Consider the following 26,570-nt stretch of genomic DNA (forward strand, 5'->3'; position numbering starts at 1 on the left):
AAGAGCGATCGAAGGAGGATTATTCCATGACAGATAGGGAAGAGAATAGGGCTAAAAAATTATTGGAAGAGTTGTCCCTGCCGCAAAAGAGTGCCTGGGAGCGTATAGACAGTGAAACAAAAGAAAAGGTTTTTTCCTTTGCTGAAGGATATAAGGCTTTCTTAAGCCGTGCTAAGACGGAACGTGAGGCCGTGCGCCTTGCCCTGGATGCTGCCGTGAGAAGAGGGTTTACTTCCCTTCTGGACTGCCCTTCAGGCCGGGTATTAAGTGCCGGCAGCCGTTTTTATTTAGAATGGCGGGGGAAAGTATTGCTTTTAGGGATAGTAGGGAGGACCGGCCTTGATGAAGGGGTAAGGCTAATAGGAGCCCATGTTGATGCGCCCCGGCTGGACTTAAAACCCATGCCCCTCTATGAAAAAGCGGGACTGGCCCTGTTTAAAACCCATTATTATGGCGGCATCAAAAAATACCAGTGGACGGCTCTGCCCCTGGCCCTGCATGGTGTTATTATGTTAAGAAACGGCAGACGGGTGGAGGTGGTAATCGGCGAGGGTGAGGACGAACCTATTTTTACCATCAGCGACTTGCTACCCCATCTGGCCAAGGAACAAATGAAGAAAAATATGGAAGAGGCTTTAAGCGGAGACGATTTAAACCTGGTGGTAGGCAGTATGCCTTATCCTGCCGGTGACGATGTCAAAGATAAGGTCCGCCTGGCTGTCCTCAATTTGTTAAATGAGCGCTACGGCGTTGTGGAAGAGGACTTGATAACAGCCGAACTCGAGTTGGTGCCGGCCGGTCCGGCCCGGGATTTGGGCTTTGACCGTTCCCTGGTGGGGGGGTACGGTCAGGACGACCGCGTATGCGCCTATACCGCCCTCCAAGCCCTTCTTGATACGGACGTTCCCCATAACACGGCCCTGGTACTCCTGGTCGATAAAGAGGAAATCGGGAGCACCGGGAACACCGGTGCCCATTCCCGGTTTTTAGAATATGCCCTGACGGAGCTGGCGGCGCGGACGGGCGGTACCGATATAATCCAGGTGGGAAGGATTATGGCCAATTCCCAGGCCCTCTCCGCCGACGTGACCGCCGGCGTCGATCCTACCTACGAAAACGTCTTCGATCTGTATAATGCATCCCGTCTGGGATACGGCGTGGTTTTAAACAAGTATTCCGGCTCAAGGGGTAAATATGATGCCAACGACGCCAGTGCCGAATTCATGGGCCGGCTGCGCGATATCTTCAACCAGAACCGTGTGATCTGGCAGAGCGGCGAACTGGGCAAGGTGGACGCCGGCGGCGGCGGAACGATAGCCAAGTTTCTGGCCTATTTCGGCCTGGACGTGGCCGACTGCGGTCCGGCCCTCTTATCCATGCATGCCCCTTTGGAGATAGCCAGCAAGGTGGATATTTATATGGCCTACCGGGCATACAGGGCCTTCCTTGCCGGATAGATTTAAGCAGGAAAAGTAAATAACATGGAGAAAATATAAAACTATAGCCCTGGTACCTTTTAAAGAGCGGGCGCCGGGGCTTTTCTTTTAAAAGGAGGATTGAAAGGCTTGGAAAAGGTAGTAGACGCCCGCGGGCTGGCCTGCCCCCAGCCGGTTATCCAGACGAAGAAAGCCCTGGAAACCCTGTCACCGGACGGCGAGCTGGTAACCATCGTCGACAATGAAGTGGCCCGGGATAACGTTTTAAAACTGGTACGCAGCATGGAATGCGTTGCCAGCGTGAGGGAGCAGGGAAATGAATACTATATCCACATCCGCAAGGAATCCCTACCGTCCACCCAATTAAGCGTCCATCCCGGCCAGGTGCTTCTGGTGACCTCGGCGACCTTGGGCCGTGGTTCGGAAGAACTGGGCGGCGTCCTCATGCGCAGTTTTTTCTACAGCCTGAGTGAAACGGAGGTATTGCCCCGGCGAATAATTTTTATTAACAGCGGCGTTCATCTTTGCTGCCAGGGCTCACCGGTGCTGGACAGCCTGTTGGCTTTAGAACAAAAGGGAGTTGAAGTTCTGGCCTGCGGGACCTGCCTCGACTATTACCATCTGAAAGAAAAATTGTGCATCGGTAGTGTTACTAATATGTACACCATTATTGAGCACCTGACGGCTGCTGAAAAGGTCATTACCCTCTAGGAAGTGATGCCTCATGCTGTGGAGGCTCGGGCGCTACCGGGACAAGGGGCGACTGGCCCAGGCCCTGGCGGAAAGCCGGGGCAAAATCCCCGGGGCCCTGCGCCGGGAATTGCTGCGGCTGGGGGCCGTGGAATTGGCCCGTTTTCTGGCAGATCTGTGGCCGCAGCTGGAACGGGCCACCAGGCAACAATTGACCGCCCTGGCAGAAGAAGAAGGTATAATCGGCGCCTGGCTGGAAGTGCTGGAGGAGGGGAAACCCTTCGAGAAAACGGCGGCGGCCGCCGTCCTCGGGGAAATGGAAGTCAAGGCCGCCCTCGGCCCTTTGCTGGCGGCCCTGGGGGATGGAGATGGAGGCGTACAGATGGCCGTTACCGCCGCCCTCATTCGCCTGGGTGATGCGCGCTGCCTCGGCCCCCTGCTGGTGGCCCTGAAGGAACCCCGGCGCTGGCCGCCGGCTCGGGTGGCTGAGATACTCCTGGCCTTTAAACAGGAAAGCCTGCCCCTTCTCCTGGAACTCCTGGAGCGGGAAACCGACGAAGAAATGACTGTGCGGTTAATAAATATCCTCGCCACCTTTAAGGAAGGGCAGTCGTTGACCGCTTTGACACGTTTCCTTGACGACGAACGGGAAGATGTGCGCCGGGCGGCGGCTTCAGCCCTGGGTGAAATAGGCTGTTTTACTGGCGCCCGGGCGTTGGTAAAGGCCTTGAAGGATCCTTCCGCCGGGGTGAGGGCGGCGGCCGCCCTTGCCCTGGGGAAGTTAAAATCCAGGGAAGCCTTAAGCTCTTTAAAGGAATGTCTGGCCGATAAATCCTGGGAGGTCCGGACTGCCGCCGCCGCTGCCCTTGGGGAGATAGGAACGGCAGGAGAAGCCCATCCGACGAAGGGGGAATGAGAGGGTGGACTTGCGCGTCGGCGATATTGTCCAGACTAGAAAAAAGCACCCCTGCGGCAGCGATCGTTGGGAGATTTTGCGGGTGGGAATGGATTTCCGCCTGCGGTGCCTGGGGTGCGGTCGCCTCATCCTCATACCCCGTCTTAAGGCGGAAAAAAGCATTAAAAAGGTGGAGGTTAAATCGCCTTAAGGAAAGATGTCAGGGACATCTTATCCGAGGCCGGGGCGGTCTTTCTCTCACATAAAAGGCGCAGGTAATTAAGATTGAGGAGAAGCCGGCGACATTCGTTGAGACTGGGCACATGGTCCGGCTTTAGGATCACGGTGGAATACCGGCGGGCTTCCTCTGCCTCCAGGTAGCTTCCCAGGAGCACCGGTCGTCCCAGTTCTTTTTCGATTGTTTTTGCCGCCGCCTTAGCCGTGGGACAGTGGTTGGCTAAAAACATACATGTAGGGAAGACGAAACAATCTACTTTATCCCGGCGAATCATGCGCCGGGCTATCTCCAGCCGGGCATCCCCGGGACATCCGGGGCAGGGTTCAAAAGACACTATTTTAGCGCCCGGGAGGCCGCCTAAAGGCCCTTCTTTTTTTTCTACGGCCAGAAAGCAGAGGACGTGGGCTTGATGGCCGGGGCAGCCCTTTTTCCAATAATCGCCGCAGGTAATAATACCGACACGCAGCATGACGTAAAACTCCTTTTAACGTTTCTCCATTAACATCAAACGATAGCAGTTTAACATATTTTTCTAGAAAAAAATGTCGGAAGGTGGCAGGCAGGACAACTTAATAATTTTAAAAAAAATTAAATTGCTCTTGAGAAGACTATCGTATGGTTTATATTTCTTCTTAAGTATGGTAGAATAAAATGGTAACTTTATACTGCACGCTGGTGATCTACATGTTTCCCGCTACATACCAGAGGTCCTATGAAGTCCGCTATTATGAAACAAATTTTATGCTGGAAGCCACGCCGGTTACCATACTGGGTTACCTGGAAGAAACGGCGACCTATCATTCCCAAACTGTCGGCAATACCATTAAAAGGCTTCAAGATCTCGGGCGGGGCTGGGTCGTCTATCGCTATCATTTGCAAATGGAGCGTTATCCCTGCTGGCAGGAAAGGATAACCGTAACGACGTGGGTGGAACGTTTCCAGCGATGTTTCGCCTACCGTAATTTTTACATTTACGATGCCGGCGCCAACCTGGTGGGCCGGGCTGCTTCCGTATGGATTTTTTTAGATATCGCCGCGAGAAAGCCCTTACGGATACCGCCTGAGATAATGGCACCTTATGGAATACATCCGGAGGCGGCCGTGCCGGAGGGTTTTAGCGATCTTGTTGAGCCGGAAGAACTGGAAACCGTGGGGGAATTTACCGTAGGAGCGGCCGACCTGGACATCAACCGCCATGCCAACAACAAACGCTATATTCACTGGCTCCTCGAGGGGGTTCCCCTGGAAGTTCACCGCTGTGCCTTTGCCAACGAGCTGGAGGTTATCTATAAAAAAGACGCCCGGTACGGCGATCATATCGTAAACCAGTGCCGGGAATTAGAGGGTGGAGACGGAGCCCGGCACTATCTTCACCGCCTTATCTGCCCCGAGAAGGAGCTGGTGCTCACCCTGGCCAGAACTTCCTGGCAGAAGCGTAAAGACCCGTGAGGGCGAAAGGGGGAAGGGGATGCGACCCGATTTGGAAGTAAAGCTTACCCACGACGGGAGGGAATGGATTGCCGCCGACGGGGATTTCGAGGTGCGCGGGCGCACCTTAAAGGAGCTGGATCAAAATATAAAAAAGGCGCTGGAGTCAAGGGGAGGATTTTGCGAAGGGACACAGGTAAAGATATTGATGAAGTTCGCCCACGAAACCCTGCCTGACTACCAACGCGTCCGCCAGTATATGCCCGCCTATTTCAACCGCTGGCTCGTTATTAAAATGTAAACTTTAAACCGAATAAATCTTGCTTCCCGAAAATCTTTTATGATATAATCTACCAGAATAACTTCCCTGCTCCACCAAGGGTGGGGCCATAAGTCCGTAGGGAGGAGGTGCTTCCATGCGTAGTTACGAAGTCGTGTTCGTGATCAAGCCCGACCTGGAGGCCGAAGCCACTGCTGCGGTAATAGATAAATTTACCCGGCTGATTGCCGAACAGGGCGGCCAGGTGGTCGAAGTGGACCAGTGGGGCAAAAAGCGCATGGCCTACGAGGTACGTAAGTATCGCGAAGGCTATTATGTCCTTATGAAATTTAAAGGCATGCCGGCTGTTGCCCAGGAACTGGAACGCGTATTAAAAATTACAGACGAAGTTATTCGGTACCTGATTACGCGCCTGGAAGAAAAAGCGAGTTAAGGTGGGAGAGGAATGTTGAACCGGGTAATTTTAATCGGCCGCCTGACGCGGGACCCCGAACTGCGCTATACTGCCAGCGGCGTCGCCGTGACCACCTTTACCCTGGCGGTAGATCGTAATTATGTCAACCAGCAGGGGGAGCGGGGTACGGATTTCATCCGCATCACCACCTGGCGAAAGCTGGCGGAAACCTGTGCCAACCATTTGAATAAAGGCCGCCTGGTGGCCATTGAAGGACGTCTGCAGACCCGTACCTATGAAACGGCAGAAGGGCAGAAACGCCAGGCCACCGATGTTGTGGCCGATGACGTTCGTTTTCTGGACTGGCCCAAAGATGGCAGGCTTTCCGGAGGCGCCACCCCTGCCGGGGGAATAGGCGGCGGCGATTTTAGCGCGGATTTCGATGATATGGGTACCGAAATTGACATAGGCGAGGACGATTTACCTTTTTAGCTAAAAAGGAGTGGGTCTGAAATTGGCACGTGACAAAAAACGTTCCCGGAAGCGGGTTTGTAGTTTCTGCGTCGACAAAATCGAGCAGGTGGACTACAAAGACGTAAACCGCCTCCGGCGTTATATCAGTGAAAGGGGTAAAATTTTACCCCGCCGTATTTCCGGCAATTGTGCCCATCATCAGCGCCAGCTAACACGGGCTATAAAAAGGGCCCGGATACTAGCCCTGTTGCCCTATACGGTTGAGTAAAGAAACTCGTTTTTCGTTGAGGGAGGGAAATTAACTCCCTCTTTTCTATATTTGCTTTAGCAAGGCCAAATGGGGGATTTTGTATGGCCGACAGTAGGGTGGCGGCCCTGGCCGAAGGGGCCCTGATGGCGGCCTTGACGGTGGTACTGGTACTGGCCGGCTATTTCATACCTTTTTTACAGGTCATAACCAATATTATCTGGACGGTCCCAATCGTCGTCCTCATCGTGCGCCGTGATATGCGTATAGGGGCAATGGCTACAGTGACTTCCGCCCTGGCCATAGCTTTTTTTACCGGGCCCCTTAATGCCGTCCTGCTATTTATCCAGTTCGCCGGGCTGGGTCTGGTCTACGGTTATCTGTTTAAAACCGGGGCCGGGCCGGGCCGGGCTTTAGTTGCCGGGGGACTGGTGTCCATTTTTTCCACGATCTTGAGTCTTTTCGTGACTTCTTTAGTAACCGGGCTGCCCCTGGGGGGGATTTTGCAGGAATTTGAGGCCGCCGTCGACCATACCCTTGATTTTTACCGCCGTATGGGAATGTTGGAACACATGGCCCGCTCCGGCATGAATCCGGAAGAGTTACAGGCCGCTCTGGCCGGCATGATAGGTTTTCTCAAATTGCTGCTGCCAGGAATTTTAGTCACCGCTTCCATGGGGGCGGCCTTTGTTAACTACCTTGTGGCGGCAAGGGTCCTGCACCGTCTGGAACTTGTAAAAGAAGGACCGCCGCCCTTTCGTCACTGGCAGCTGCCTTGGTATGCTGTTTGGGGAGTGATTGCGGGTCTGGCCTTGTGGCAGGCGGGAGACTACTACGGTCTGCCCTTGATCTATAAAACGGGATTAAATATTCTTTATATATATTTTCCCTTCTTAGTAGGAAATGGACTGGCGGCATTGAGCTTTTTCTTATACCGGTTGAAGCCGGGCCCGTTTATCAAAATGCTTATACTATTTGCCGCCTTGATAAACCTGCCGGTGGTCCTTTTCAGCCTGGCGACATTGGGTCTATTCGATCCCTTTTTCAGTAACCGGCGGCGTATGAATCCGTCAGACAAAGGAGAGTGAGATATGATGAAGGTAGTTTTAATGGCCGACGTTCCCAAACTCGGCAATCGAGGAACGGTTGTGGAAGTTGCCGAGGGTTACGCCCGTAATTATTTGTTGCCCCGCGGCCTGGCGGTGGAAGCTACCGCCGGCCGTCTGAAGGAATTAAATCTGGAAAAGAAACGCCAGGAAGCCAAAAAGAGCCAGGAACTGGAACAGGCGCGGCGCCTGCGCCAGCTTTTAGACGGGGCCGTGGTGAAGGTCACCACCCGGGCCGGTGAAAAGGGCAAGCTCTTTGGTTCTGTTACCAATAAGGAAATAGCCCAGGCAATTAAAAACACTTTCCATGCGGACGTCGACAGGCGTAAAATAGAACTTAAAGAACCCATTAAAGCCCTAGGCAGCTATGAAGTCATCTTGAAGCTGCATCCCGAAATTCAGGCCCGCCTGCGGGTACAGGTGGTGGCGGAAGGGAGTTAGGCAGAATGACCCAAGAAGTCTTGCCTATTCTGGCCAGCGACCGCTTGATGCTGGACCGTCAGGTAGCCGCTTTATATGGTATTTTATGTGAAATTTACGGTACGGAAAAAGTTGTCTTAAGGGCCAGCAAGCTGGAAGCCCTGGACTTAATTCGTTCGGAAGACCTGGCTGCCCGTGTTTTAGCCTTGGAAAAACTGATTTATGAAGATCCCACCATCAACACCCTGCCCACAGAGGAGGAAATACCCCAAATCCTGGCTGCCCTGCAGGAAGAAATAGCCGACTTCATCGCCCGGCGTACGGTGGAGGAAAAGCTGGAGCAGCGCGTCGCAGAGCGCCTGCAGGAGCGCCATGAAGAATACCTCCAGGAAGTGCGGCGGCAGATTATCAAGGAAAACAACGGCCCGGAGAATGCTCAAACCCTCAAGAAACTGGCCGTTTTAGAGAAGATGTCCCGGGTAACCCTTTCCCGGACGGCCCTTGAAGCCTTGAGGCCGCAGCGCCTGGAGGAGATCGTCGGCCAGGAGGAGGCCGTCCAGTCCATCCTCGCCAAACTGGCCTCGCCCTTCCCCCAGCATATGATTATTTACGGACCGCCGGGGGTGGGTAAAACCACGGCGGCCAGGCTGGCCCTGGAAGAAGCGAAAAAAATAAGCACTTCTCCCTTTAAAGCCGGCGCTCCCTTTGTCGAAGTAGACGGTACAACTCTGCGCTGGGATCCCCGGGAAGTGACCAACCCCCTGCTGGGCTCGGTACACGACCCCATATATCAGGGGGCCCGGCGGGATCTGGCGGAAAGCGGCGTTCCGGAACCCAAGTTGGGGTTGGTTACGGAGGCCCACGGGGGGATACTTTTTATCGATGAAATCGGCGAGATGGATCCCCTTCTCCTTAACAAGCTCCTCAAGGTGTTGGAAGATAAAAAGGTGGAATTCGATTCCTCCTACTACGACCCCGGTGATGAGAATATACCACGTTATATCAAAAAACTTTTTGAGGAAGGCGCACCCGCCGATTTTATCCTCATCGGCGCCACCACCCGGGAGCCGGAAGAAATCAATCCGGCCCTCCGCTCCCGGTGTGCCGAAGTGTTTTTTGAGCCCTTAACCCCGGCCCACATCCAGACAATAGTTAAGCAGGCCGCCGGTCGGCTGGGGGTGAAGTTGGAGCCGGCGGTACCGGAGTTGATTGCCGAATATACCATTGAAGGCCGCAAGGCGATTAACATTCTGGCTGAAGCATACGGGCTGAGCCTCTATGAGCAGCAGCGGAAAAAGGGGCGCCGTCGCCGGCTGATTACGGCGAGCCACGTGCGCCAGGTTTTAAGGAACGCCCGCCTGACGCCATTTACATTAATAAAGGCCAGGGAAACTATGGAAGTAGGTCGGGTAATGGGCCTGGCCGTGGCCGGTTTTGTAGGCTCGGTGCTGGAGATTGAGGCCGTTGCCTTTCCGGCCAGGGAACCCGGCAAGGGGAGCATTCGCTTTAACGAAACGGCGGGTAGCATGGCGCGGGATTCTGTTTTTAATGCCGCCGTGGTATATCGTCTCCTTACGGGAGACGATTTATACAACTACGACGTCCACGTCAATATAGTGGGCGGGGCCAATATCGACGGCCCTTCGGCCGGTTTGGCCATTACCGCGGCCATCATCAGCGCCGTCCAGGGGCGGCCGTTGCGCCAGGACATTGCCGTTACCGGCGAGATTTCCATCCAGGGGAAAGTTAAACCGGTAGGCGGCGTTTTAGAGAAAATTTACGGCGCCAAACAGGCGGGTATGAAGATGGTTTTAATTCCGGCCGAAAATGCCGCCGAAGTGCCGGAATCCCTTAAGGGGATTACCGTTCGTCCCGTGGCCAACGTAGCTGAGGCCTTGGAGTACCTGATGCCGGCAACAAGGGCCGGAAACCGGCGGAGGTCAAAGGCGGGAGCTTGATAACCATGGCTGACGAAATGGATAAGCTTCCTCCCCAGAGCCTTGAAGCTGAGCAATCGGTGCTGGGGGCCATTATGCTGGATCGGGAGGCCCTCCTCGGAGTTTTAGAGATTTTAAAAGTCGAAGACTTTTACAGGGAAGCCCATCGCCTGATCTACCGCGCCATCTTGAACCTCAATGAGCGCGGCGAAGCCGTCGATCTTTTAACAGTAACAGAGGAACTCCGGCGCCAGGGGCAGCTGGAGGTGGTGGGCGGAGCCGCTTACCTGAGCTCCCTGACAGGTGATGTGCCCAGCGTAGCCAATGCCATTTACTATGCCCGCCTGGTAGCAGAAAAGGCGACTCTAAGGGCCCTGGTCCAGGCGGCCGGCAGGATTTCCGAGCTGGCCTTAAGCCAGGCCGGCGACATCGATCAAATATTAGACGAAGCGGAACGCCTCATATTTGAGGTGGCCGGCGGAAGGCGCCGGAGCGGTTTTGTTTCCGTTAAAGACGTTTTGATGGAAACCTTCGCCCATCTGGAGCGCCTGAGTACCCATAAGGGTGAAGTCACGGGCATCCCCACTTTCCACGACCTGGATAAACTCCTTTCCGGCCTGCAGCCTTCTGATTTAATTATCTGCGCCGCCCGTCCGGGTATGGGCAAGACCTCCTTCTGCCTGAATATTGCCCAGCGGGTAGCCGTACAGCAAAAGCTCCCGGTGGCCATCTTCAGCTTGGAAATGTCGCGGGAACAGGTGGTGCAGCGCATGCTGGCGGCGGAAGCCATGGTAGAACAGCACCGCCTGCGGACGGGCTATCTGACGGAAGAGGACTGGGCGCGCCTGGTAAATGCCGCCGGTATTTTAGGCGAAGCTCCTATCTTTATCGACGATACGCCGGCCATTTCGGCCCTGGAAGTTCGGGCCAAGGCAAGGCGTCTGCAGGCTGAAAACGGGCTGGGTCTGGTGGTTGTCGACTACCTGCAGTTAATGCAGGCCCACCGCCGTGTGGACAGCCGTCAGCAGGAAATAGCCATTATCTCCCGTTCTATGAAGGCCCTGGCCCGGGAGTTAAACGTCCCTGTCCTGGTGCTCTCCCAGTTGAACCGCGGGGTGGAGCAGCGCCAGGATAAACGGCCAGTAATGGCCGATCTTCTGGAAAGCGGGGCCATTGAGGCCGACGCTGACGTTATTATCTTTCTTTATCGTCCCCAGTATTACGACCCCGATACCGATAAAAAGGGAATTGCCGAAGTGATCGTAGCCAAGCATCGCAATGGCCCAGTGGGAACGGTGGAAATGGCCTTTTTGCCAGAATATACCAAATTTGTTGATTTAGCCCCCGAACCTCCGGCATAAAAAGTTTTCACGTGGTATCATTTCCTCAGGGCCGGGCACAATATCCTTGAAAAATTAGGGAAAGGGGTAGGAACTTGGCTAGGGTCATCGGCATTTTGCCCAATCAAGAACAGGTAGGGGGTCTCATTGACAGCCTCAGGAACGCCGGTTTCGACCGCAAGGACATGATAGTTTCCAGCCTCTTCAAACCTTTCGCCAGCCGGCAGGAGCCGGAGGAGATAGCTTACCTTAAAACCGAACGGGATGAGCTATGGCAGGAAGGCACCGGTGCTTATGCCGATTTTTTAACCCAGTATGCCGGACAGGGCGTGGCGGTGGCCGTGGAGGCTCCACGCCACGAAGTGGCCCGCATCCGCACCATTATGGAACAAAACGGAGCGGCCAAGATTATTCAGGATTAAAAGGGCGACCGCGGAATTGTAACCGCGGTTTTTCTTTTATCATGGCAGGAACAGGCAGCATTAAGGGCGAAATAAGCATTGTTTTCGCTCGCTCTCTGGCCCTCGCGGACCAGCCTGAGGCTCAGCCAAGGCTTAAGACGGGGTTCACGGCCTATTCGGCATCCTTGCCTCAAAGGCCGGCCTCGGACCTCCTGTCCTCGGCCCCGCCTTCGCTCTTCGGCTTCGCCAAGGCTGTTCAACCGCTTGGGCCAAGTCGCTCGCTCCAAACAAATGCCAGCCCGTTATTTCCATTCTTCTGTTAGTGCCGCAAAAATAGGGGAGACGGGAGGGAAATTTATGGAAGTACATCTTGCCGGCACCTTGCTGAAGTTATTACAGGGGGACATAGTAGAACAGGAGGTTGAAGCCGTTGTCAACGCCGCCAACACCGGCCTATGGGGCGGCGGCGGCGTGGATGGTGCCATCCATCGCGCCGGTGGAACAAAGATAGCCGAAGAATGCCGCCGTATCCGGGAAGAACGGGGTGGATGTCCCGTCGGGGAAGCGGTCATCACCACCGGCGGCAAGCTAAAAGCGCGCTATGTAATCCACACCGTCGGACCGATCTGGCGCGGCGGCCAAGGGGGCGAAGACGAGCTTTTAGCCAGCGCCTATTATAACAGTCTTAAGCTGGCGAAGGAGCGGGAAATAAAGTCCCTGGCTTTTCCCTCCATCAGCACCGGGGCCTACGGTTTTCCTGTAGAAAGGGCGGCCAGAATAGCCATGGCCACGGTAAAGGATTTCTTGACCCGAAACCCGGCCGCCTTTGAGGAAGTTCGGTTTGTCCTCTTTTCCCCGGAGGCGTTGAAGGCCTATGAAGGTGCCTTGATGGAGGTCCTGGCTACCGCCCGATAGGTATATGGGGGTGACATTAATGCATACGGGAACGGCCAGCCTGCCCCTCCATGGAGGCCATTGCCCGCCGTGGCTTTTTGAGCGGATGCGGCGCCTAGGACCGGCCATTCTGGAAATCGTCGTCCGCGAATACGGGCCCCAGGAGGTGTTGCGGCGCTTGAGCGACCCCTTCTGGTTCCAAGCCTTCGGCTGCGTTTTGGGCTTCGACTGGCATTCGTCGGGGCTGACTACCACCCTCTGCGGGGCCCTAAAAGAAGGACTGCGCGGCCGGGAAAGGGATCTGGGCTTTGTCATTGCCGGCGGCAAAGGTCGAGTTTCCCGGCAGACGCCGACGGAAATCACCGCGGCGGCCGACAGGCTGGCCTTAACCGCTTTAAAACCCGCAGAGTTAGTCTATGCCAGCAGGATGGCCGCCAAAGTCGACAACACCGCCCTCCAGGACGGCTACCAACTCTACCACCACGTCTTTATCTTTACCTTCGACGGACAGTGGGCCGTCGTCCAGCAGGGTATGAACGAAAGGACGCGGCTGGCCCGCCGCTACCACTGGCTTGGTGAAGGGGTAGCAGACTTTGCCTGTGAACCCCATGCCGCTGTCTGCTGCGACGCCCGGGGAGAAGTCCTCAATATGGTTGCCGGGGAGGGAGGAGAGTCGCGCCGGGTGGTGACGGAGCTGTCCCGCGAACGACCCCATAAGTTTATGGCCGAATTCAACAAAATCCTGGAGAAAGGACTGCCCAACCTTCCCCTTCCCTGGCGCCATGATATTCCCCGGGCAAGTTACCTGAATAAAGCCCTGCTTAAAGTTTACGCCGCCCAGCCCCGGGATTTTACTGACCTCCTGGGGGTCGAGGGGGTGGGCCCTAAAACCATCCGCGCTCTAGCTATGGTGGCCGAGGTGGCCTACGGTGCGCCGGCCAGCTTCAGGGATCCGGTCCGTTACAGCTTCAGCCACGGTGGCAAAGACGGCCATCCCTATCCTGTGGACCGGAGGGTGTATGACCGTTCCATAGCTGTTCTGGAACAGGCCCTGGCCGCGGCTAAAATCGGCCGCACAGAAAAGTTTCAGGCCTTGAAACGGCTGGCTTTCATAAGTAAAAACGCCACGTAGGCCTCGAGCTACGTGGCGCTTTTACCTTTTTTACTTAACCCAGAATTTCTTTCAGGTCCTGCTCCGGCGTGGTTACGGGTTTTAAGTTGTAGTTCTCCTGGAGGACTTTGAGCACATTGGGTGTTAAGAAAGCGGGTAAGGTGGGACCGATCCGGATGTTCTGCACTCCCAGGTGCAGCAGGGTGAGGAGGATGGCCACCGCTTTCTGCTCAAACCAGGATAGGACCAGGCTCAAGGGCAGCTCGTTGACGCTGCACTTGAAGGCATCGGCCAGGGCCAGGGCCACCTGGAGGGCGGAATAAGCGTTATTGCACTGTCCCATATCTATGAGGCGCGGAATGCCGTCGATGTCGCCCAAATCCATGTGGTTGAAACGATACTTACCGCAGCCCAGGGTCAGGACCACACAATCCTTGGGCACCTTGGCCACAAACTCCGTGTAGTAGTTGCGGCCGGGTCTGGCGCCGTCGCAGCCGCCGACCAGGAAGAAGTGCCGGATTTTGCCGGCTTTTACGGCCTCAATCACCTGGCCGGCGATATTTAAAACGGCGGCGTGGTGGAAACCGGTGGTCAGTTCGCCGCCGGCCTTTTCCTCCAGGGGCGGCAGGGCCTTGGCCTTTTCAATTACCGGGGTGAAGTCGCGGTCCTTAATGTGGACTACCCCCGGCAGTCCAGCGATACCGCAGGTAAACATCCGGTCCCGGTAAGATTCCTTGGGGATCAAGACGCAGTTGGTCGTTCCCAGGATGGCTCCCGGAAATTCCTCGAATTCCTTTTTCTGATTCTGCCAGGCCGAACCGTAGTTGCCTACCAGGTGGGGGAATTTTTTTAGCTCCGGGTAGGCGTGGGCCGGCAGCATTTCACCATGGGTATAGACGTTAATCCCCGTACCTTCCGTCTGCCGTAAAAGTTCGTAGAGATCCAGAAGATCGTGACCGGTAACTAGGATGCCCGGTCCCTTTTTGGTACCGGTAGACACTTTGGTCGGGACCGGGGCGCCGAAGCGTTCCACATGGGCCTTGTCCAGCAGTTCCATTACTTTAAGGTTCATGGCCCCGACTTTCAAGGCCGTTTCTATATGGCGATTAAGATCAAAGTCGACGTTGGTCAAGGTGGTAAAAAGGGCTTCGTGCATGAAGGCGTCTACTTCTTCGTCCCGGGCGCCGAGTTCCCGGGCGTGATAGGCATAGGCGGCGATTCCTTTTAAGCCGATGATAATGGTATCCTGCAGGCTGGCGATATCTTCGTTCTTACCGCAGACGCCTACCCGCGTGCAGCCGGTGCCGCCGGCGGTCTGCTCGCACTGGTAACAAAACATGGTTTCTCCTCCTTACTTTAATTGATTTGCAATACACCTATATCGTAAAGCAAAAGGCCTTGCCGGACTGTGACTTAAATCACATTCCGCAACTTTTAGTAAATAAATTTTTCCGGCCGTCGCGAGCTATCACAAACAGTAATAGGTTGCAGGAAATTTCCATAACGCGTCGAAAAAACACTATGGCATTAGTTGACAGAAAAACGGGGGAGAACCATGGCGGACGGTTTTTCCCGGCAGGGGGCAGCCGAAAAGGTGATGCCGCCCATATTTGCCGGGCCCGTGGGGGAGATATACCAGGAAGCCCAGGCGGCCTTGAAGGATGTCTATCACCGCTGTCGTATGGGAAGCCATTTAGAGGTCAAAGACATCCAGGAGATTGTGGCCGACTATTTAAACCGCATGCAGGACAACCAGAACATGCTTTTGCAGATGGTTATGTTAAAGGACCTTGATCCCTATTCCGTCCGCCACTCCCTGAACGTGACCGTCCTGGCCACCCTGTTGGGTTCCAAACTGGGCCTTTCTAGAAAAGAGCTGCAGCTTTTAGGCGTAGGGGCCATGCTCCACGACGTGGGTAAATTGGAAGTGCCGGCGGAAATCTTATTAAAACCGGGAAAACTAACGGCAGAGGAATTTGCCGTGATAAAGCGCCATCCCCAGGCCGGTTACGAGCGGCTGGACGGCGTGGTGATGGAAGAAGTCCGCCGCGTCGCCCGGGATCACCATGAACGCTGTAACGGTAGCGGCTACCCCAGGGGTCTGCGCCGGGAAGAGATAAGCCTGGCGGCGCGCTGTGTGGCCATTGCCGACGTTTATGACGCCGTCACTACCGATCGCTGTTACCGCCCCCGTTACCTCCCCCATGAAGGAATGGAATTGTTAATGATGGAAAGCACGCTGGGCAACCTGGATCTTGATTTGGTACGTGTCTTCCTCCAGGCCATTGCCAGCTATCCGGTGGGAACCAGGGTGAAACTATCGACGGGAGAGACGGCCCTGGTAATAGCCCAGGAACCCGAGGTGCCCATGCGCCCGGTGGTCAAGGTGCTTAAGCCCCGGCGAAGTGCCGGGAAGATCATCCGTCTTTTGACGAACCCATCAGTCTTAATCGTCGAGGTCGACGCTTAGCTTTTATTAAAATTTTAAGGTGGTGGAAAGGATGGGGGAAGGGGAAAAGGGCCCTGTCACAGCCTATTTGGGATTGGGCTCTAATCTGGGCGACCGGGAAGGCCACCTGCTGCAGGCCCTATCCCTTCTGGCTGCTGTCGAGGGAATAAAGGTTGAAGGCCTATCATCCTGGTATGAAACTTCCCCGGTGGGCAAAACGGAACAGGGGTGGTTTCTTTAACGGCGTGGTCCAGATAAAAACTACTCTTTCCCCGCGGGCGTTGCTGGACGTGGTCCTGGGGATTGAGGAACGAATAGGGAGGGTGAGGCGGGAACGCTGGGGTCCACGCAATATCGACATTGACATCCTGATTTATGATAGTTTGATCGTTGACGAGCCGGACCTCAAGATCCCCCATCCCCGGCTTATAGAACGGGCCTTTACCCTCATTCCTTTAGCGGAAATCGCTCCGGAATTGGTTTTACCCAACGGCCGCCGCGCCGCCGAGGCTGCCCGGGGGCCTTTTGACGGGCAGGTAGTATTGCCATACCGGGAGGCCCGGTGCTAAAATAGCTGTAGGCGCTACCTTAAAAAAGGAGTGCACTTTAAACTTTAATTTTTAGCAAACTAAAGTAGAAGAAAACCGCTTGGATCCCTTTAAGACCGAGACGGGTGATGGGAAGAAGGAGCTTCCGGCAGCCGGTCGGAAGTTTTTCATTTTTGGGGATTTAGGGAGGCCTGGCAATGTTACGGGTAGGTATAGTCGGCACCGGAGCCGTCGGTACGGGAATGGGGATATTACTGCGTCAACGCGGCTACGACATAATAGGCGTGGCCAGCCGTACCCCTGCTTCGGCCCGACGGGCGGCGGCGCGGCTTAACTGCCCTGTATTTGAACGTCCTGAAGAATTGGCGCGGCAGGCTGAGGTGGTTTTCATCACCACAAATGATCAGGCCATTGGCCCGGTAACAGAAGCCATTGCCGCCCATGGCGGCTTCCACCCCGGGCAAACGGTAATCCATATGAGCGGTTCCCTGTCGTCCGGCATCCTGGAACCCGCCCGGTGGGCGGGGGCTTTAGCTTTAAGCCTCCATCCCCTGCAATCATGCGCCGATGCCGAGCGGGCGGTGGTCAATCTGCCAGGTTCAGTATTCAGCCTGGAAGGCGATGAACAGGCCCTGCCATTGGGGAAACGCCTGGTGGCCGATCTGGGGGGCGAGTATTTCGTTATCAGCTCCGCGGCCAAACCCCTTTACCATGCCGCCGCCTGCGTCGCTTCCAATTATTTGGTAAGCCTCATCGATTTAAGCCGTCGCCTTATGCAGGCCGCAGGCGTGGAACCGGCATTGGCGGGGCGGGCACTTATGCCTTTAATTAAAGGAACTTTGGATAACATAGAAGCGGTGGGAATTCCCCAGGCCCTGACCGGGCCCATAGCCAGGGGCGACCTGGATACCATCCGGGATCATTTAAAAGCCATGGGAAATGTGCCGGCAGAAGTGGACGAGCTCTACTGCGCCTTGGGACGCTACACTGCCGGCCTGGCTGTCCGCAAAGGAACTATTGACGCCTGCGTTCGTGACCATTTGTACCGTATGCTGACAAAGGGACCAGAGGAGACCTATAACCTAGAAGGGGATGGGGAAAAATGGAGGTATTGACGACGATTGCTGCCGTCCGCGAGTTTGTTGCAGGCGCCAGGAAACGGGGGCAGAGCATCGGGCTTGTCCCCACCATGGGATACCTTCATGAAGGCCATTTAACGCTGGCCAGAACGGCCAGGGAGCAGAATGACGTCGTTATTATGAGCATTTTTGTCAACCCGACCCAGTTTGGACCTGGGGAAGACCTGGAACGTTATCCAAGGGATCTAGAAAGGGACAAAAGGTTGGCCGCTGCAGCGGGGGTTGATGCCATTTTTGCTCCTTCTGTGGAAGAAATGTATCCTTCCGGATATGCCACCTACGTTCAGGTTGAAGGGCTATCGGATGTTCTCTGTGGCGCTTCACGGCCGGGCCACTTTAGGGGGGTGGCCACGGTGGTGAGCAAGCTGTTTAATATCGTCCAACCCGATCGGGCATACTTCGGCCTTAAAGATTATCAGCAGGCCGTAATAATTAAACGGTTGGTCAGGGATCTGAATTTCCCGGTAGAAATAATCACCGTCCCCACCGTGAGGGAGCAGGACGGCCTGGCCATGAGTTCCCGGAATAAGTATTTAAGCCCTGAGGAACGCCGGTCGGCCCTTTCTTTATACCGGGCGCTGCAACTCGGCACCAGGCTTATCGTCGAGGGTGAACGTAACGCCGCGGTGGTGCGGGAAGCCATGACCCGTGAAATTTTATCTTACCCGGATACACGTATAGACTACGTGGCGGTAAATGATGCCGCTACCCTGGAACCGTTAGATGCGATCAGGGGCAGGGTCCTCCTGGCCGTAGCCGTTTGGGTGGGAGGTACCCGTCTCATCGACAATATGATTGTGGAGGTTAAGGACGATGTGGCGCACCATGATGAAAAGTAAGCTCCACCGGGCCACTGTCACGGCTGCCGACTTGAATTACATCGGTAGCATCACCATTGACAGCCGGTTGATGGAGGCGGCCGATATTTTACCCAATGAAAAGGTCCAGGTGGTCAACAACAATAACGGCGCCCGCTTGGAAACCTACGCCATCCCCGGACCGCCAGGGAGCGGGGTTATTTGCGCCAACGGGGCCGCCGCCCGGCTGGTGCAGCCGGGGGATATCGTGATTATCATTTCCTACGGCATCTATACCGAAGAAGAAGCCCGGAACCTGAAACCGCGGGTGATTTTTTTGGACAAGGGCAATCGTGTTGTTGAAGTTAAAGAAGGAGAAAAACCTTTAGAGGTATGGGTCTAAAGATATATGTAAACTAATATGGTGATCTAAAGTTGACAACCATAAAAAGGAATTGTAAAATAAAAGCATGGGTATGGAAGGTTCTAAGCATCAGGTCCTCGATTATTTACGCCGCCACCGCGGGGAATATATCTCCGGGGAAGAGCTGAGCAGGCAGCTGGCAATAACCAGGACGGCGGTATGGAAGCATATCCAGGCCCTGCGGCGGGAAGGATACCGGATCGACGCCCAAACCCGGCGCGGTTATTGCCTGCTGGGCACGCCCGATTGTTTGTACCCCGAAGAGGTGGCGGTGGGGCTTAAGACCTCATGGTTGGGCCGGCAGCTTTATTATTACGACGAGGTGGGTTCTACCAACCAGGTGGCCAAGGAACTGGCCGACAACGGGGCGCCGGAGGGGACGGTAGTCGTAGCCGAGGCCCAGTCGGGCGGCCGCGGCAGGCGGGGACGGCTGTGGCTGTCGCCTCCCCAAAAAGGCATCTGGTTTTCCCTTATCTTCCGCCCCCGGGTAGCGCCGACCCAGGCGTCCCAGCTGACTTTATTGGCCGCGGTGGCGGTAGCTGCGGCAGTCCGTAAATATACCGGCCTCCCGCCGGGCATAAAGTGGCCCAATGATATTTTGCTCGGCGGCAGGAAGGTGTGCGGTATCCTGACGGAAATTAAGGCCGAAATGGATGCCGTGGAATATATCGTTCAGGGCATCGGCTTAAATGTCAATGCCGAAGCTGACGATTTTACCCCCGACGTCAGGCCGTACGCCACTTCCCTGTTTTTAGAGCTGGGGCGACGGGTGGCGCGTTTACCATTGTTTCAAGAGATGCTCTACCAGCTGGAAAAATGGTACGAGCGCTGGCAGGAAGAGGGTTTTGAACCGGTGCGCAGGGCCTGGAAAGAAGCCAGCGTCACCCTGGGCCGGGAAGTGGCCGTTAACTCCTGGCGGGAAGTAACCACGGGAGTGGCCGTGGATATCGACGCCGAAGGCGCCTTGAAGGTGAGAACAGCAGGGGGCGAGGTTCGGCGTTTTACCTCGGGGGAGGTGACTTTGCGGCCGGTTTAGACTTGTAGGCTGGGTTTAATTTTACTTTATTTATAGTTTAATAGTTAACTTAATTAAATAATAGAGGTTAACAAATAAGAAAGGAGAAACCGTAACTGTGAAAGCTAAAGATATGGCCCTGGTAGCCCTTTTTGCCGCCCTGATAGCCGTCCTGGCCCAGGTAGCTGTCCCCCTGCCCTTTTCACCAGTACCCATTACCGGCCAGGTCCTGGGAGTATTCCTGGCCGGTGCCATCCTGGGTAAAAATAGAGGCACCCTGGCTATAATTGTTTACTTACTCCTGGGGGCCATTGGCTTGCCTGTCTTTGCCCGCGGCGGATCCGGCCTGGCGGCCTTTGCCAGGCCGTCGGGGGGATACCTCTGGGGTTTTGCCCTGGGAGTCTACGTCATGGGCCTGGTCCTGGAAAGGGGTAAAGGGGAACCGGGTTACGGCCGCCTGGCTGTCGGCATGCTTACCTGCCTGGTAGTAATCTACGTTCTGGGTACTATACAGTTAATGTATCTTCTGCATCTTAATCTGGTCAAAGGTCTTCTCCTGGGGGTTCTACCCTACATCCCCCTGGACTTGGCCAAACTGGTCCTGGCGGCAGCCATCAGCCTCCAGGTCCGGCGGGCGCTGCAGCAGGCAGGGTACCTTGGTCCTTAAATATTTGGGCCTGGCGCCAGGTGCCGCCCTGACCTGGGCCGCATCGCGGGAGTTTGTCGGGCAGAAAGTAGATGCCCTGGCGGCTGGGCACCTCTGTGCCGGTTGTACGTGGATGGCCGGTGGTTATTGCCGCTGGTAACTACCCCCTTAACGGGGGTTATTTTTTTACGGCAGGAAAGAGGATAAAGCCGGGTACTGTGGAATAATTGAAGTTGAAAGGAACGGAGGGATGCAGGCGTGTTAATGGTCATAGATGTCGGCAATACTAACATCGTTATCGGCCTCTATAAAGAAAAGAAACTGCAATGCCACTGGCGCCTGGCCAGCGACCGGCAGAAGACGGCCGATGAATACGGCCTGATTTTACGTCAACTGGCCCACTACCAGGGGCTGGGCCTGGAGACCATCAAAGCCGTGGCCATGGCTTCCGTGGTGCCGACTATAACCCAGACTTTGACCATGATGTTAAAGGAACAGTTCAACTGCCAGCTGCTGGTTGTCGGCCCCGGGGTAAAAACAGGGATGCCCATTCGCTTTGACAACCCCAGGGAGGTAGGCGCCGATCGGATCGTCAACGGCGTGGCCGTCTATGAACTCTACGGCGGCCCGGCCATTGTCGTGGACTTTGGCACCGCCACCACCTTTGACGCAATATCGGCGGAAGGGGAGTACGTGGGAGGGGCCATCGCCCCCGGCATTGGTATCGCCACCGACGCCCTTTTTGCCCGGGCGGCCAAACTGCCCCGCGTAGAACTCATCAGACCGCCACGGGTAATCGGTAAAAACACCGTAGCCTGCATGCAGGCGGGCATTATGTACGGTTTTATCGGGCAGGTCGAAGGCATTGTCAACCGCATGAAGGCCGAGCTGGGGGGGAAGGCCCTGGTGGTCGCCACCGGAGGCTTGGCCGGGCTTATAGCCCACGAAGCCCAATGTATCGATAAGGTTGACCCGCTGTTGACCCTGGAGGGTTTGCGGATCGTCTATGAGCGCAACAGTTAAAATTGGCCCGGTTACCTTGGACGCACCCCTGGTGACGGCGCCCATGGCGGGTTTTACCGACCGCATCTTTCGCCGCCTCGCCAGAGAAGCGGGGGCGGCATTAACCTATACTGAAATGATCAGCGCCCAGGGTCTTATTTATCAAAGTAAGGCTACGTGGGCGCTCCTCGATTTAAAGGATGAACCTGGTCCGGTTGCCGTTCAGCTCTTTGGCCGCGAGCCGGAAATCCTGGCCAGGGCTACCAAAATGGCCGTGGCGGCCGGGGCGGCCCTTGTCGATTTAAATATGGGCTGTCCGACGCCTAAAATAGTAAAAAACGGTGAAGGGGCGGCCCTTATGCGTGATTTACCCCTGGCAGCGGATATTGTCGCCGCCATGGTGGAGGCGGCCGGGCCGGTGCCGGTGACGGTCAAGATGCGTAAGGGTTGGGATGAAGATTCCGTAAATGTTGTTGAGGTAGCCCGGGCGGTGGTGGAGGCCGGGGCAAAGGCGGTGGCCGTCCACGGCCGCACCCGCAGCCAGTTTTACAGCGGCAGGGCCGACTGGGATTGCATCCGCAGGGTAAAGGAAGCCGTACCGGTACCGGTCATTGGCAACGGTGATGTCAGGACACCGGCGGATGCCCTGGCCATGCTGGAACAGACAGGTTGTGACGCAGTTATGGTTGGGCGGGCGGCCGTCGGCAATCCCTGGTTGCTTTCGGCCATCCGCGCCGCCCTTGAAGGGAAAGAGTTACCTCCACCTCCTGATTTGGCCGAGCGGATGGCCATGGCCATCCGGCATTTAAACATGATGGTCGAGGCAAAGGGGGAAAAGACGGCTGTAAAAGAGATGCGGAAGGTTCTAGCCTGTTATATTAAGGGTTTACCGGGAGCGGCCCGCCTGCGCCAGCACCTATTTACCCTGGACACGGCCGGAGAGGTTATAGGGGCCCTTGAGGCTTATACCCGCGACTACTACCAAAAAAAAGTACGCGCCCCTCATGCCCATTAGCTCCGGTAAAACTTGCCGGGGCTTTATAATTTTGTTATAATTACCTTGCACATTTTTGTGCACAGGAGACGGCCATGGATCTCATTCGGATTGGAGATAAATTAATCAGCAGACGTAAAATCAATTCAACTTTGGAACGTATTTTTGCGTTGCGATGTCGGGGTTTTTCCCAGCAGGAAACGGCCCGGCAGGTAGGCGTTGACCGTTCCTTTGTGTCCCGCCTGGAAAGCCTGGGCGAGATACGGCGCGGCCGGCGCATAGCTGTGGTGGGTTTCCCGGTAGCCAATAAAGCCGAACTGGAAAATATGCTGCGGCAGGAGGGTGTGGAATACATATTACTTTTAACTGATGCTGAACGCTGGGATTTTGTCCGCAAGAAAAGCGGGCTGGAGTTACTGAACCAGCTGATGGAGATTGTCGCCCGGGTGCGGGATTACGATGTCGTCGTCATTATCGGTTCCGACTATCGCATCAAGGTCAGCGAAGCCCTGCTGGGGAGGGAAGTGGTAGGTGTGGAGATCGGTTCTTCCCCCATTAGAGGTGACAGGGAGGTAAACGTCGAAGAACTACGGTCGCTGGTACGCGGGCTAGTTGAGAGGTAAGGGGTAGGTTAAAAGATGAAACGAGTGGTCAGCATTAGCCTGGGTTCCTCCAAACGGGATCACCAGGTGGAAGCGGAATTCCTGGGAGAAAAGTTCCGCATCGAGCGCATCGGTACCGACGGCGATATGGGACGAATGATAAGCCTCATTCGCGAGCTGGACGGCAAGGTGGATGCCTTCGGCCTGGGGGGAATGGACCTTTACATCCGGGTGGGTTCCAGGCGCTATCTCCTGCGAGACGCGGCGAGAATCGTGCGGGCGGCACGATTAACCCCCATAGTAGACGGAGGGGGGTTAAAGGATACCCTGGAGCGCAGGGTGATAGATTTTTTGGACCGGGAAGGTATTGTGGAATTTCGGGGCAAAAGGGTTCTTTTAGTCAGCGCCGTTGACCGCTTCGGTATGGCGGAAGCCCTGGACGCCGCCGGGGCGGATCTCATTTGCGGCGACTTGATTTTTGGCCTAGGAATACCTGTGCCCATTCGTTCCTTAAGAAAGTTCCAGCGGGTGGCCTATCTGGCGGCCCCTCTGGTACGTCTATTACCCTTTAAACTTTTATATCCCACAGGTAAAGAACAGGAGAAGATCGACAACCGCTACCAGCGCTATTATGAGGAAGCGGAGATTATTGCCGGCGATTTCCTCTTTATCCGTCGTTATTTGCCGCCCGAGCTGCCAGGGAAGATAATAATAACCAATACCGTAACCAGCGCCGACGTTGAAGAGCTGGGCCGCCGGCGCCTCAAAACCCTCATTACCACCACCCCTGAATTTCACGGGCGTTCCTTCGGCACCAACGTCATGGAGGGCGTACTTTTAACTTTAAGTGGCAAAAGGGCGGAAGAAGTCACCCCGGAAGATTACAACCGCCTGCTGGACCAGCTGGATTTTAAACCCCGGATCGTTAATTTAAATTAATTCTCGTAAAGGAGGCGCCTGCCTTGCACCGGTTTGCCTTTATGATTCACCCCCTGGATGCCGGCTATATTACTAGAAAGTTTTCCTTCGCGCGCCATTTACCGCCTGCACTCCTTGAATGGGTCATGCGCTACCTTCCCCCATTAAAAGTTTCCCGCATTACCGGCGTTCGTTCTCCCCACGCCGAAACGGAAGGATGGTTTGTAGCCTGTCCCTTGACCTCACGCCAGATGGTTAACCTGCCCGAAAGTTTCGTAATTCAGCGGATTATAAAAACCGGGCGCCTGGCCGAGAGCCTTGGCGCCGAAATTTTGGGCCTGGGGGCCATGACTTCGGTTGTTGGCGATGCCGGGATTACCGTGGCTCGCAATTTGAATATCGCAGTAACTACCGGCAACAGCTACACCGTAGCCACGGCCATTGAGGCGACAGAGAAGGCGGCGGCCATGATGGGCATCGAGCTTCCAGAGGCCGAGGTAGTAGTGGTAGGGGCGACGGGTTCCATAGGGGCCGTCTGCGCAAAAATCCTGGCCCGACGCTGCCGGAAACTTACCCTCGTCGCCCGCAATGAAGATAAGCTGGTGCGCCTTGCCGGAGAGATAAAGGAGATGACCGGCGTCAAGGCGAGGATAACCCGTAGCATACAGGAAGCCCTGCGCCGCGCCGATGTAATTATCACCGTAACCGCGGCGGTAGATACCGTTATCGAACCGGAATATTTAAAGCCGGGGGCGGTAGTTTGCGACGTTGCCCGGCCCCGGGATGTATCCAGGAGGGTGGCAGAACTTAGGGACGACGTCCTGGTCATCGACGGCGGTGTGGTGGAGGTACCCGGTGACGTTAATTTTAACTTTAATTTCGGTTATCCGCCGGGGCTGGCCTATGCCTGTATGGCCGAAACCATGATCCTTGCCCTCGAGGGCCGCATTGAGAACTTTACTCTGGGCCGCGATTTAACCGTAGATCAGGTAGACACCATAAACCGGCTGGCGGCAAAACACGGTTTTCGCGTAGCCGGTTTTCGCAGTTTTGAGCTACCGGTGCCAGAAGCCAAGGTCGAAGCCATTCGCGAGCGGGCCAGGCGCAAATTGGCCCTTGCCCGTTAGCTTTTGGAAAAGTATTGACATAGTAAACGGACAGGCCTATAATACCAGTAAACAGAAAAGACCGTGACACGACAAGCACTGGGCAACCCCGGTGCTTGTTATGGTACTTGGACCTGTGGAGCGGCCGCATAAAGGAGCGCAAAAGGACATATATTGAGATAGCATTGGTACCAATAATTTATGCGGTAATTAAAGGGGAGCGAACAGAGGATGGCAGAAAAAGAAACTTTATTGACCATGAATGGCTTAAAGAAACTGGAAGAAGAGCTAGAATACCTAAAGACGGTAAAGCGACGGGAGGTGGCCGAACGTTTAAAGCAGGCCATTGAGTTCGGTGACCTCAGCGAAAACTCGGAATATGAGGATGCCAAGAATGAACAGGCCTTCATCGAAGGCCGCATTCTTACGTTAGAAAAGAAGCTGCGCAACGCTAGGGTTATTGACGCCAGCGAAATGCCTGACGACGTCGTTTCCCTCGGCTCCAGGGTCGCCTTGAAGGATATGGACACCGGAGAAGAGTTGGAATACGAAATCGTTGGCTCTATGGAGGCCGATCCCGCGGAAAATCGCATCTCCAACGAATCGCCCGTAGGCAAAGCCCTGCTGGGCCATCATATTGGAGAAATAATAAATATTCAGGTACCTGCCGGGACTTTGCGTTATCAGATAATCAAAATTAACCGTGGATAAACAGGAGGTACGTCGATTTGGAAGCAGAGAACGAATTGATGGCGGTGCGCCTGGAAAAATTAAAGGAACTACGTGAGGAAGGCATCGACCCGTATGGAGGCCGGTTTGCCCGTACCCACACCACGGCCCAGGTGCGCCTCAATTTTGAAGAATTGGAGGGGCGCGAAGCCTCCCTGGCTGGCCGTATTATGGCCATAAGGGGGCATGGAAAGGCGTCTTTCGTAGATCTGCAGGATCGGGACGGCCGCCTCCAGCTGTACATTCGTATCGATAACGTTGGGGCGGAGCTTTACGGCTTTTTTCGCAAACTTGATATAGGCGACATCATCGGCGTAAAGGGCAGGGTTTTTCGTACCCATCGCGGGGAAATATCCCTGGAGGTCCGTGATTTAGTCCTTCTCTGCAAAAGTTTAAGGCCGTTGCCGGAAAAATGGCACGGCTTAAAGGACGTAGATTTGCGTTACCGGCAGCGCTACCTCGATCTTATTGTCAACCCTGAGGTCAAAGATGTATTTATCACCCGGGCCAAAATCCTGCGGGCCATAAGGAGTTTCCTGGACGCCCGCGGCTTTTTGGAAGTAGAAACGCCGAGCATGCACGCCATTCCCGGCGGCGCCGCCGCCCGGCCCTTTATCACCCACCATAATGCCCTGGATATCGATTTGTACCTGCGTATTGCATTGGAACTCCATTTAAAACGGCTCCTGGTGGGCGGTTTGGAAAAGGTCTACGAAATGGGTCGCGTTTTTCGCAATGAAGGCATATCGACCAAGCATAACCCTGAATTCACCATGATCGAGCTGTATCAGGCCTATGCCGATTACGAAGATATGATGCATCTTCTGGAAGAGATGGTGGCCTATGTGGCCGCTGAAGCCCTGGGAAGGACAACCGTCACCTATCAGGGCGAGGAGATTAATTTGACACC

General features: G+C 55.2%; 34 protein-coding genes (1 of these 34 running past the window's edge). 32 read left to right on the top strand and 2 right to left on the bottom strand.

Annotated elements, in window-relative coordinates:
- Positions 1 to 26 precede the first annotated feature (26 nt).
- From MHFGQ_RS00685 to MHFGQ_RS00700, 4 genes are all read left to right on the top strand, one after another.
- Complete coding sequence (locus MHFGQ_RS00685) at positions 27 to 1,457, top strand: aminopeptidase (protein WP_106005056.1); 1,431 nt, start codon at positions 27 to 29, stop codon at positions 1,455 to 1,457.
- A 108-nt stretch (positions 1,458 to 1,565) separates the two neighbouring features.
- Positions 1,566 to 2,147, top strand: a complete 582-nt coding sequence (yedF, locus tag MHFGQ_RS00690; RefSeq protein ID WP_106005057.1) for a sulfurtransferase-like selenium metabolism protein YedF — start codon at positions 1,566 to 1,568, stop codon at positions 2,145 to 2,147.
- Between the two features lie 13 nt (positions 2,148 to 2,160).
- Positions 2,161 to 3,042 (top strand): HEAT repeat domain-containing protein, encoded by an 882-nt coding sequence (locus MHFGQ_RS00695; protein WP_106005058.1) that lies wholly within the window; start codon positions 2,161 to 2,163, stop codon positions 3,040 to 3,042.
- Between the two features lie 4 nt (positions 3,043 to 3,046).
- Positions 3,047 to 3,232: a DUF951 domain-containing protein gene (locus tag MHFGQ_RS00700; RefSeq protein WP_106005059.1), complete on the top strand. Its 186-nt coding sequence runs from the start codon at positions 3,047 to 3,049 to the stop codon at positions 3,230 to 3,232.
- On the opposite strand, the gene MHFGQ_RS00705 is transcribed toward MHFGQ_RS00700, so the two are convergent.
- Positions 3,219 to 3,728, bottom strand: a complete 510-nt coding sequence (locus MHFGQ_RS00705; protein ID WP_106005060.1) for a CGGC domain-containing protein — start codon at positions 3,726 to 3,728, stop codon at positions 3,219 to 3,221. The two genes, MHFGQ_RS00700 and MHFGQ_RS00705, sit on opposite strands and share 14 nt — an antisense overlap.
- Before the next feature lie 182 nt (positions 3,729 to 3,910).
- Here MHFGQ_RS00705 and MHFGQ_RS00710 point away from each other — a divergent pair, with 182 nt between their 5' ends.
- From MHFGQ_RS00710 to MHFGQ_RS00765, 12 genes are all read left to right on the top strand, one after another.
- Positions 3,911 to 4,708: an acyl-[acyl-carrier-protein] thioesterase gene (locus tag MHFGQ_RS00710; RefSeq protein WP_170066213.1), complete on the top strand. Its 798-nt coding sequence runs from the start codon at positions 3,911 to 3,913 to the stop codon at positions 4,706 to 4,708.
- A gap of 19 nt (positions 4,709 to 4,727) precedes the next feature.
- Positions 4,728 to 4,988 carry a DUF5395 family protein gene (locus tag MHFGQ_RS00715; protein WP_106005061.1) on the top strand — a complete coding sequence of 87 codons (261 nt, stop codon included), beginning with the start codon at positions 4,728 to 4,730 and terminating at the stop codon, positions 4,986 to 4,988.
- 115 nt (positions 4,989 to 5,103) lie between these two features.
- Positions 5,104 to 5,400, top strand: a complete 297-nt coding sequence (gene rpsF, locus MHFGQ_RS00720) for a 30S ribosomal protein S6 (RefSeq protein WP_106005062.1) — start codon at positions 5,104 to 5,106, stop codon at positions 5,398 to 5,400.
- A 12-nt stretch (positions 5,401 to 5,412) separates the two neighbouring features.
- Positions 5,413 to 5,853, top strand: a complete 441-nt coding sequence (locus MHFGQ_RS00725; protein WP_106005063.1) for a single-stranded DNA-binding protein — start codon at positions 5,413 to 5,415, stop codon at positions 5,851 to 5,853.
- A gap of 22 nt (positions 5,854 to 5,875) precedes the next feature.
- Positions 5,876 to 6,103 carry a 30S ribosomal protein S18 gene (gene rpsR / locus MHFGQ_RS00730; RefSeq protein WP_106005064.1) on the top strand — a complete coding sequence of 76 codons (228 nt, stop codon included), beginning with the start codon at positions 5,876 to 5,878 and terminating at the stop codon, positions 6,101 to 6,103.
- A gap of 83 nt (positions 6,104 to 6,186) precedes the next feature.
- A complete protein-coding gene (locus tag MHFGQ_RS00735) occupies positions 6,187 to 7,170 on the top strand; it encodes a YybS family protein (RefSeq protein ID WP_106005065.1) in 984 nt (327 codons plus the stop codon).
- 6 nt (positions 7,171 to 7,176) lie between these two features.
- Positions 7,177 to 7,629, top strand: coding sequence for a 50S ribosomal protein L9 (rplI, locus tag MHFGQ_RS00740; RefSeq protein ID WP_106005098.1), 453 nt, complete (start codon positions 7,177 to 7,179; stop codon positions 7,627 to 7,629).
- Positions 7,630 to 7,634: 5 nt separating this feature from the next.
- Complete coding sequence (gene lonC, locus MHFGQ_RS00745) at positions 7,635 to 9,566, top strand: Lon family ATP-dependent protease (protein WP_106005066.1); 1,932 nt, start codon at positions 7,635 to 7,637, stop codon at positions 9,564 to 9,566.
- A gap of 5 nt (positions 9,567 to 9,571) precedes the next feature.
- Positions 9,572 to 10,906 (top strand): replicative DNA helicase, encoded by a 1,335-nt coding sequence (gene dnaB / locus MHFGQ_RS00750; protein ID WP_106005099.1) that lies wholly within the window; start codon positions 9,572 to 9,574, stop codon positions 10,904 to 10,906.
- 74 nt (positions 10,907 to 10,980) lie between these two features.
- Entirely contained in the window at positions 10,981 to 11,307 is a 327-nt protein-coding gene (locus MHFGQ_RS00755; RefSeq protein ID WP_106005067.1) for a hypothetical protein, read from the top strand.
- Positions 11,308 to 11,643: 336 nt separating this feature from the next.
- Entirely contained in the window at positions 11,644 to 12,201 is a 558-nt protein-coding gene (locus tag MHFGQ_RS00760; protein ID WP_106005068.1) for an O-acetyl-ADP-ribose deacetylase, read from the top strand.
- A gap of 19 nt (positions 12,202 to 12,220) precedes the next feature.
- Positions 12,221 to 13,312, top strand: coding sequence for a DUF763 domain-containing protein (locus tag MHFGQ_RS00765; protein ID WP_106005069.1), 1,092 nt, complete (start codon positions 12,221 to 12,223; stop codon positions 13,310 to 13,312).
- Between the two features lie 34 nt (positions 13,313 to 13,346).
- Here MHFGQ_RS00765 and hcp read toward each other — a convergent pair whose 3' ends face one another.
- Positions 13,347 to 14,630: a hydroxylamine reductase gene (gene hcp / locus MHFGQ_RS00770; protein ID WP_106005070.1), complete on the bottom strand. Its 1,284-nt coding sequence runs from the start codon at positions 14,628 to 14,630 to the stop codon at positions 13,347 to 13,349.
- 216 nt (positions 14,631 to 14,846) lie between these two features.
- Between hcp and MHFGQ_RS00775 the strand changes: the two genes are divergently transcribed.
- The 16 genes from MHFGQ_RS00775 to lysS all read left to right on the top strand — a co-directional run.
- Positions 14,847 to 15,761, top strand: coding sequence for an HD-GYP domain-containing protein (locus MHFGQ_RS00775; protein ID WP_106005071.1), 915 nt, complete (start codon positions 14,847 to 14,849; stop codon positions 15,759 to 15,761).
- A gap of 31 nt (positions 15,762 to 15,792) precedes the next feature.
- The gene (locus tag MHFGQ_RS00780; protein WP_277997013.1) at positions 15,793 to 15,981 is read left to right on the top strand and encodes a 2-amino-4-hydroxy-6-hydroxymethyldihydropteridine diphosphokinase; all 189 of its coding nucleotides are present in this window, start codon (positions 15,793 to 15,795) and stop codon (positions 15,979 to 15,981) included.
- Between the two features lie 4 nt (positions 15,982 to 15,985).
- The gene (folK, locus tag MHFGQ_RS00785) at positions 15,986 to 16,309 is read left to right on the top strand and encodes a 2-amino-4-hydroxy-6-hydroxymethyldihydropteridine diphosphokinase (protein ID WP_277997014.1); all 324 of its coding nucleotides are present in this window, start codon (positions 15,986 to 15,988) and stop codon (positions 16,307 to 16,309) included.
- Positions 16,310 to 16,485: 176 nt separating this feature from the next.
- Positions 16,486 to 17,403, top strand: a complete 918-nt coding sequence (locus MHFGQ_RS00790) for a Rossmann-like and DUF2520 domain-containing protein (protein ID WP_106005072.1) — start codon at positions 16,486 to 16,488, stop codon at positions 17,401 to 17,403.
- Positions 17,391 to 18,266 (top strand): pantoate--beta-alanine ligase, encoded by an 876-nt coding sequence (panC, locus tag MHFGQ_RS00795; protein WP_106005073.1) that lies wholly within the window; start codon positions 17,391 to 17,393, stop codon positions 18,264 to 18,266. The genes MHFGQ_RS00790 and panC overlap by 13 nt, the downstream gene beginning before the upstream one ends.
- Positions 18,241 to 18,627: an aspartate 1-decarboxylase gene (panD, locus tag MHFGQ_RS00800; protein WP_106005074.1), complete on the top strand. Its 387-nt coding sequence runs from the start codon at positions 18,241 to 18,243 to the stop codon at positions 18,625 to 18,627. Before panC ends, panD begins: the two co-directional genes overlap by 26 nt.
- Positions 18,628 to 18,700: 73 nt before the next feature.
- Complete coding sequence (locus MHFGQ_RS00805; protein WP_211292867.1) at positions 18,701 to 19,684, top strand: biotin--[acetyl-CoA-carboxylase] ligase; 984 nt, start codon at positions 18,701 to 18,703, stop codon at positions 19,682 to 19,684.
- A gap of 97 nt (positions 19,685 to 19,781) precedes the next feature.
- Entirely contained in the window at positions 19,782 to 20,330 is a 549-nt protein-coding gene (locus tag MHFGQ_RS00810) for a biotin transporter BioY (RefSeq protein ID WP_106005076.1), read from the top strand.
- Entirely contained in the window at positions 20,320 to 20,469 is a 150-nt protein-coding gene (locus MHFGQ_RS00815; protein ID WP_170066214.1) for a hypothetical protein, read from the top strand. The genes MHFGQ_RS00810 and MHFGQ_RS00815 overlap by 11 nt, the downstream gene beginning before the upstream one ends.
- 98 nt (positions 20,470 to 20,567) lie before the next feature.
- Entirely contained in the window at positions 20,568 to 21,332 is a 765-nt protein-coding gene (locus tag MHFGQ_RS00820; RefSeq protein ID WP_106005077.1) for a type III pantothenate kinase, read from the top strand.
- Positions 21,316 to 22,326, top strand: coding sequence for a tRNA dihydrouridine synthase DusB (dusB, locus tag MHFGQ_RS00825; RefSeq protein ID WP_106005078.1), 1,011 nt, complete (start codon positions 21,316 to 21,318; stop codon positions 22,324 to 22,326). Before MHFGQ_RS00820 ends, dusB begins: the two co-directional genes overlap by 17 nt.
- 74 nt (positions 22,327 to 22,400) lie before the next feature.
- Complete coding sequence (locus MHFGQ_RS00830; RefSeq protein WP_106005079.1) at positions 22,401 to 22,928, top strand: helix-turn-helix domain-containing protein; 528 nt, start codon at positions 22,401 to 22,403, stop codon at positions 22,926 to 22,928.
- Between the two features lie 15 nt (positions 22,929 to 22,943).
- Positions 22,944 to 23,846 carry a quinate 5-dehydrogenase gene (locus tag MHFGQ_RS00835; RefSeq protein ID WP_106005080.1) on the top strand — a complete coding sequence of 301 codons (903 nt, stop codon included), beginning with the start codon at positions 22,944 to 22,946 and terminating at the stop codon, positions 23,844 to 23,846.
- Between the two features lie 23 nt (positions 23,847 to 23,869).
- Complete coding sequence (locus tag MHFGQ_RS00840; protein ID WP_106005081.1) at positions 23,870 to 24,952, top strand: polysaccharide biosynthesis protein; 1,083 nt, start codon at positions 23,870 to 23,872, stop codon at positions 24,950 to 24,952.
- Positions 24,953 to 25,162: 210 nt separating this feature from the next.
- Entirely contained in the window at positions 25,163 to 25,642 is a 480-nt protein-coding gene (gene greA / locus MHFGQ_RS00845) for a transcription elongation factor GreA (protein ID WP_106005082.1), read from the top strand.
- A gap of 38 nt (positions 25,643 to 25,680) precedes the next feature.
- Positions 25,681 to 26,570 carry the 5' portion of a lysine--tRNA ligase gene (gene lysS / locus MHFGQ_RS00850; protein ID WP_106005100.1) on the top strand. The gene runs 550 nt beyond the window's last position, so 890 of the gene's 1,440 nt are visible here — the first part of the coding sequence; its start codon is at positions 25,681 to 25,683; its stop codon lies beyond the right edge, outside the window.

This window comes from Moorella humiferrea (genome assembly GCF_039233145.1).
Taxonomy (GTDB): Bacteria; Bacillota; DSM-521; order Neomoorellales; family Neomoorellaceae; genus Neomoorella; species Neomoorella humiferrea.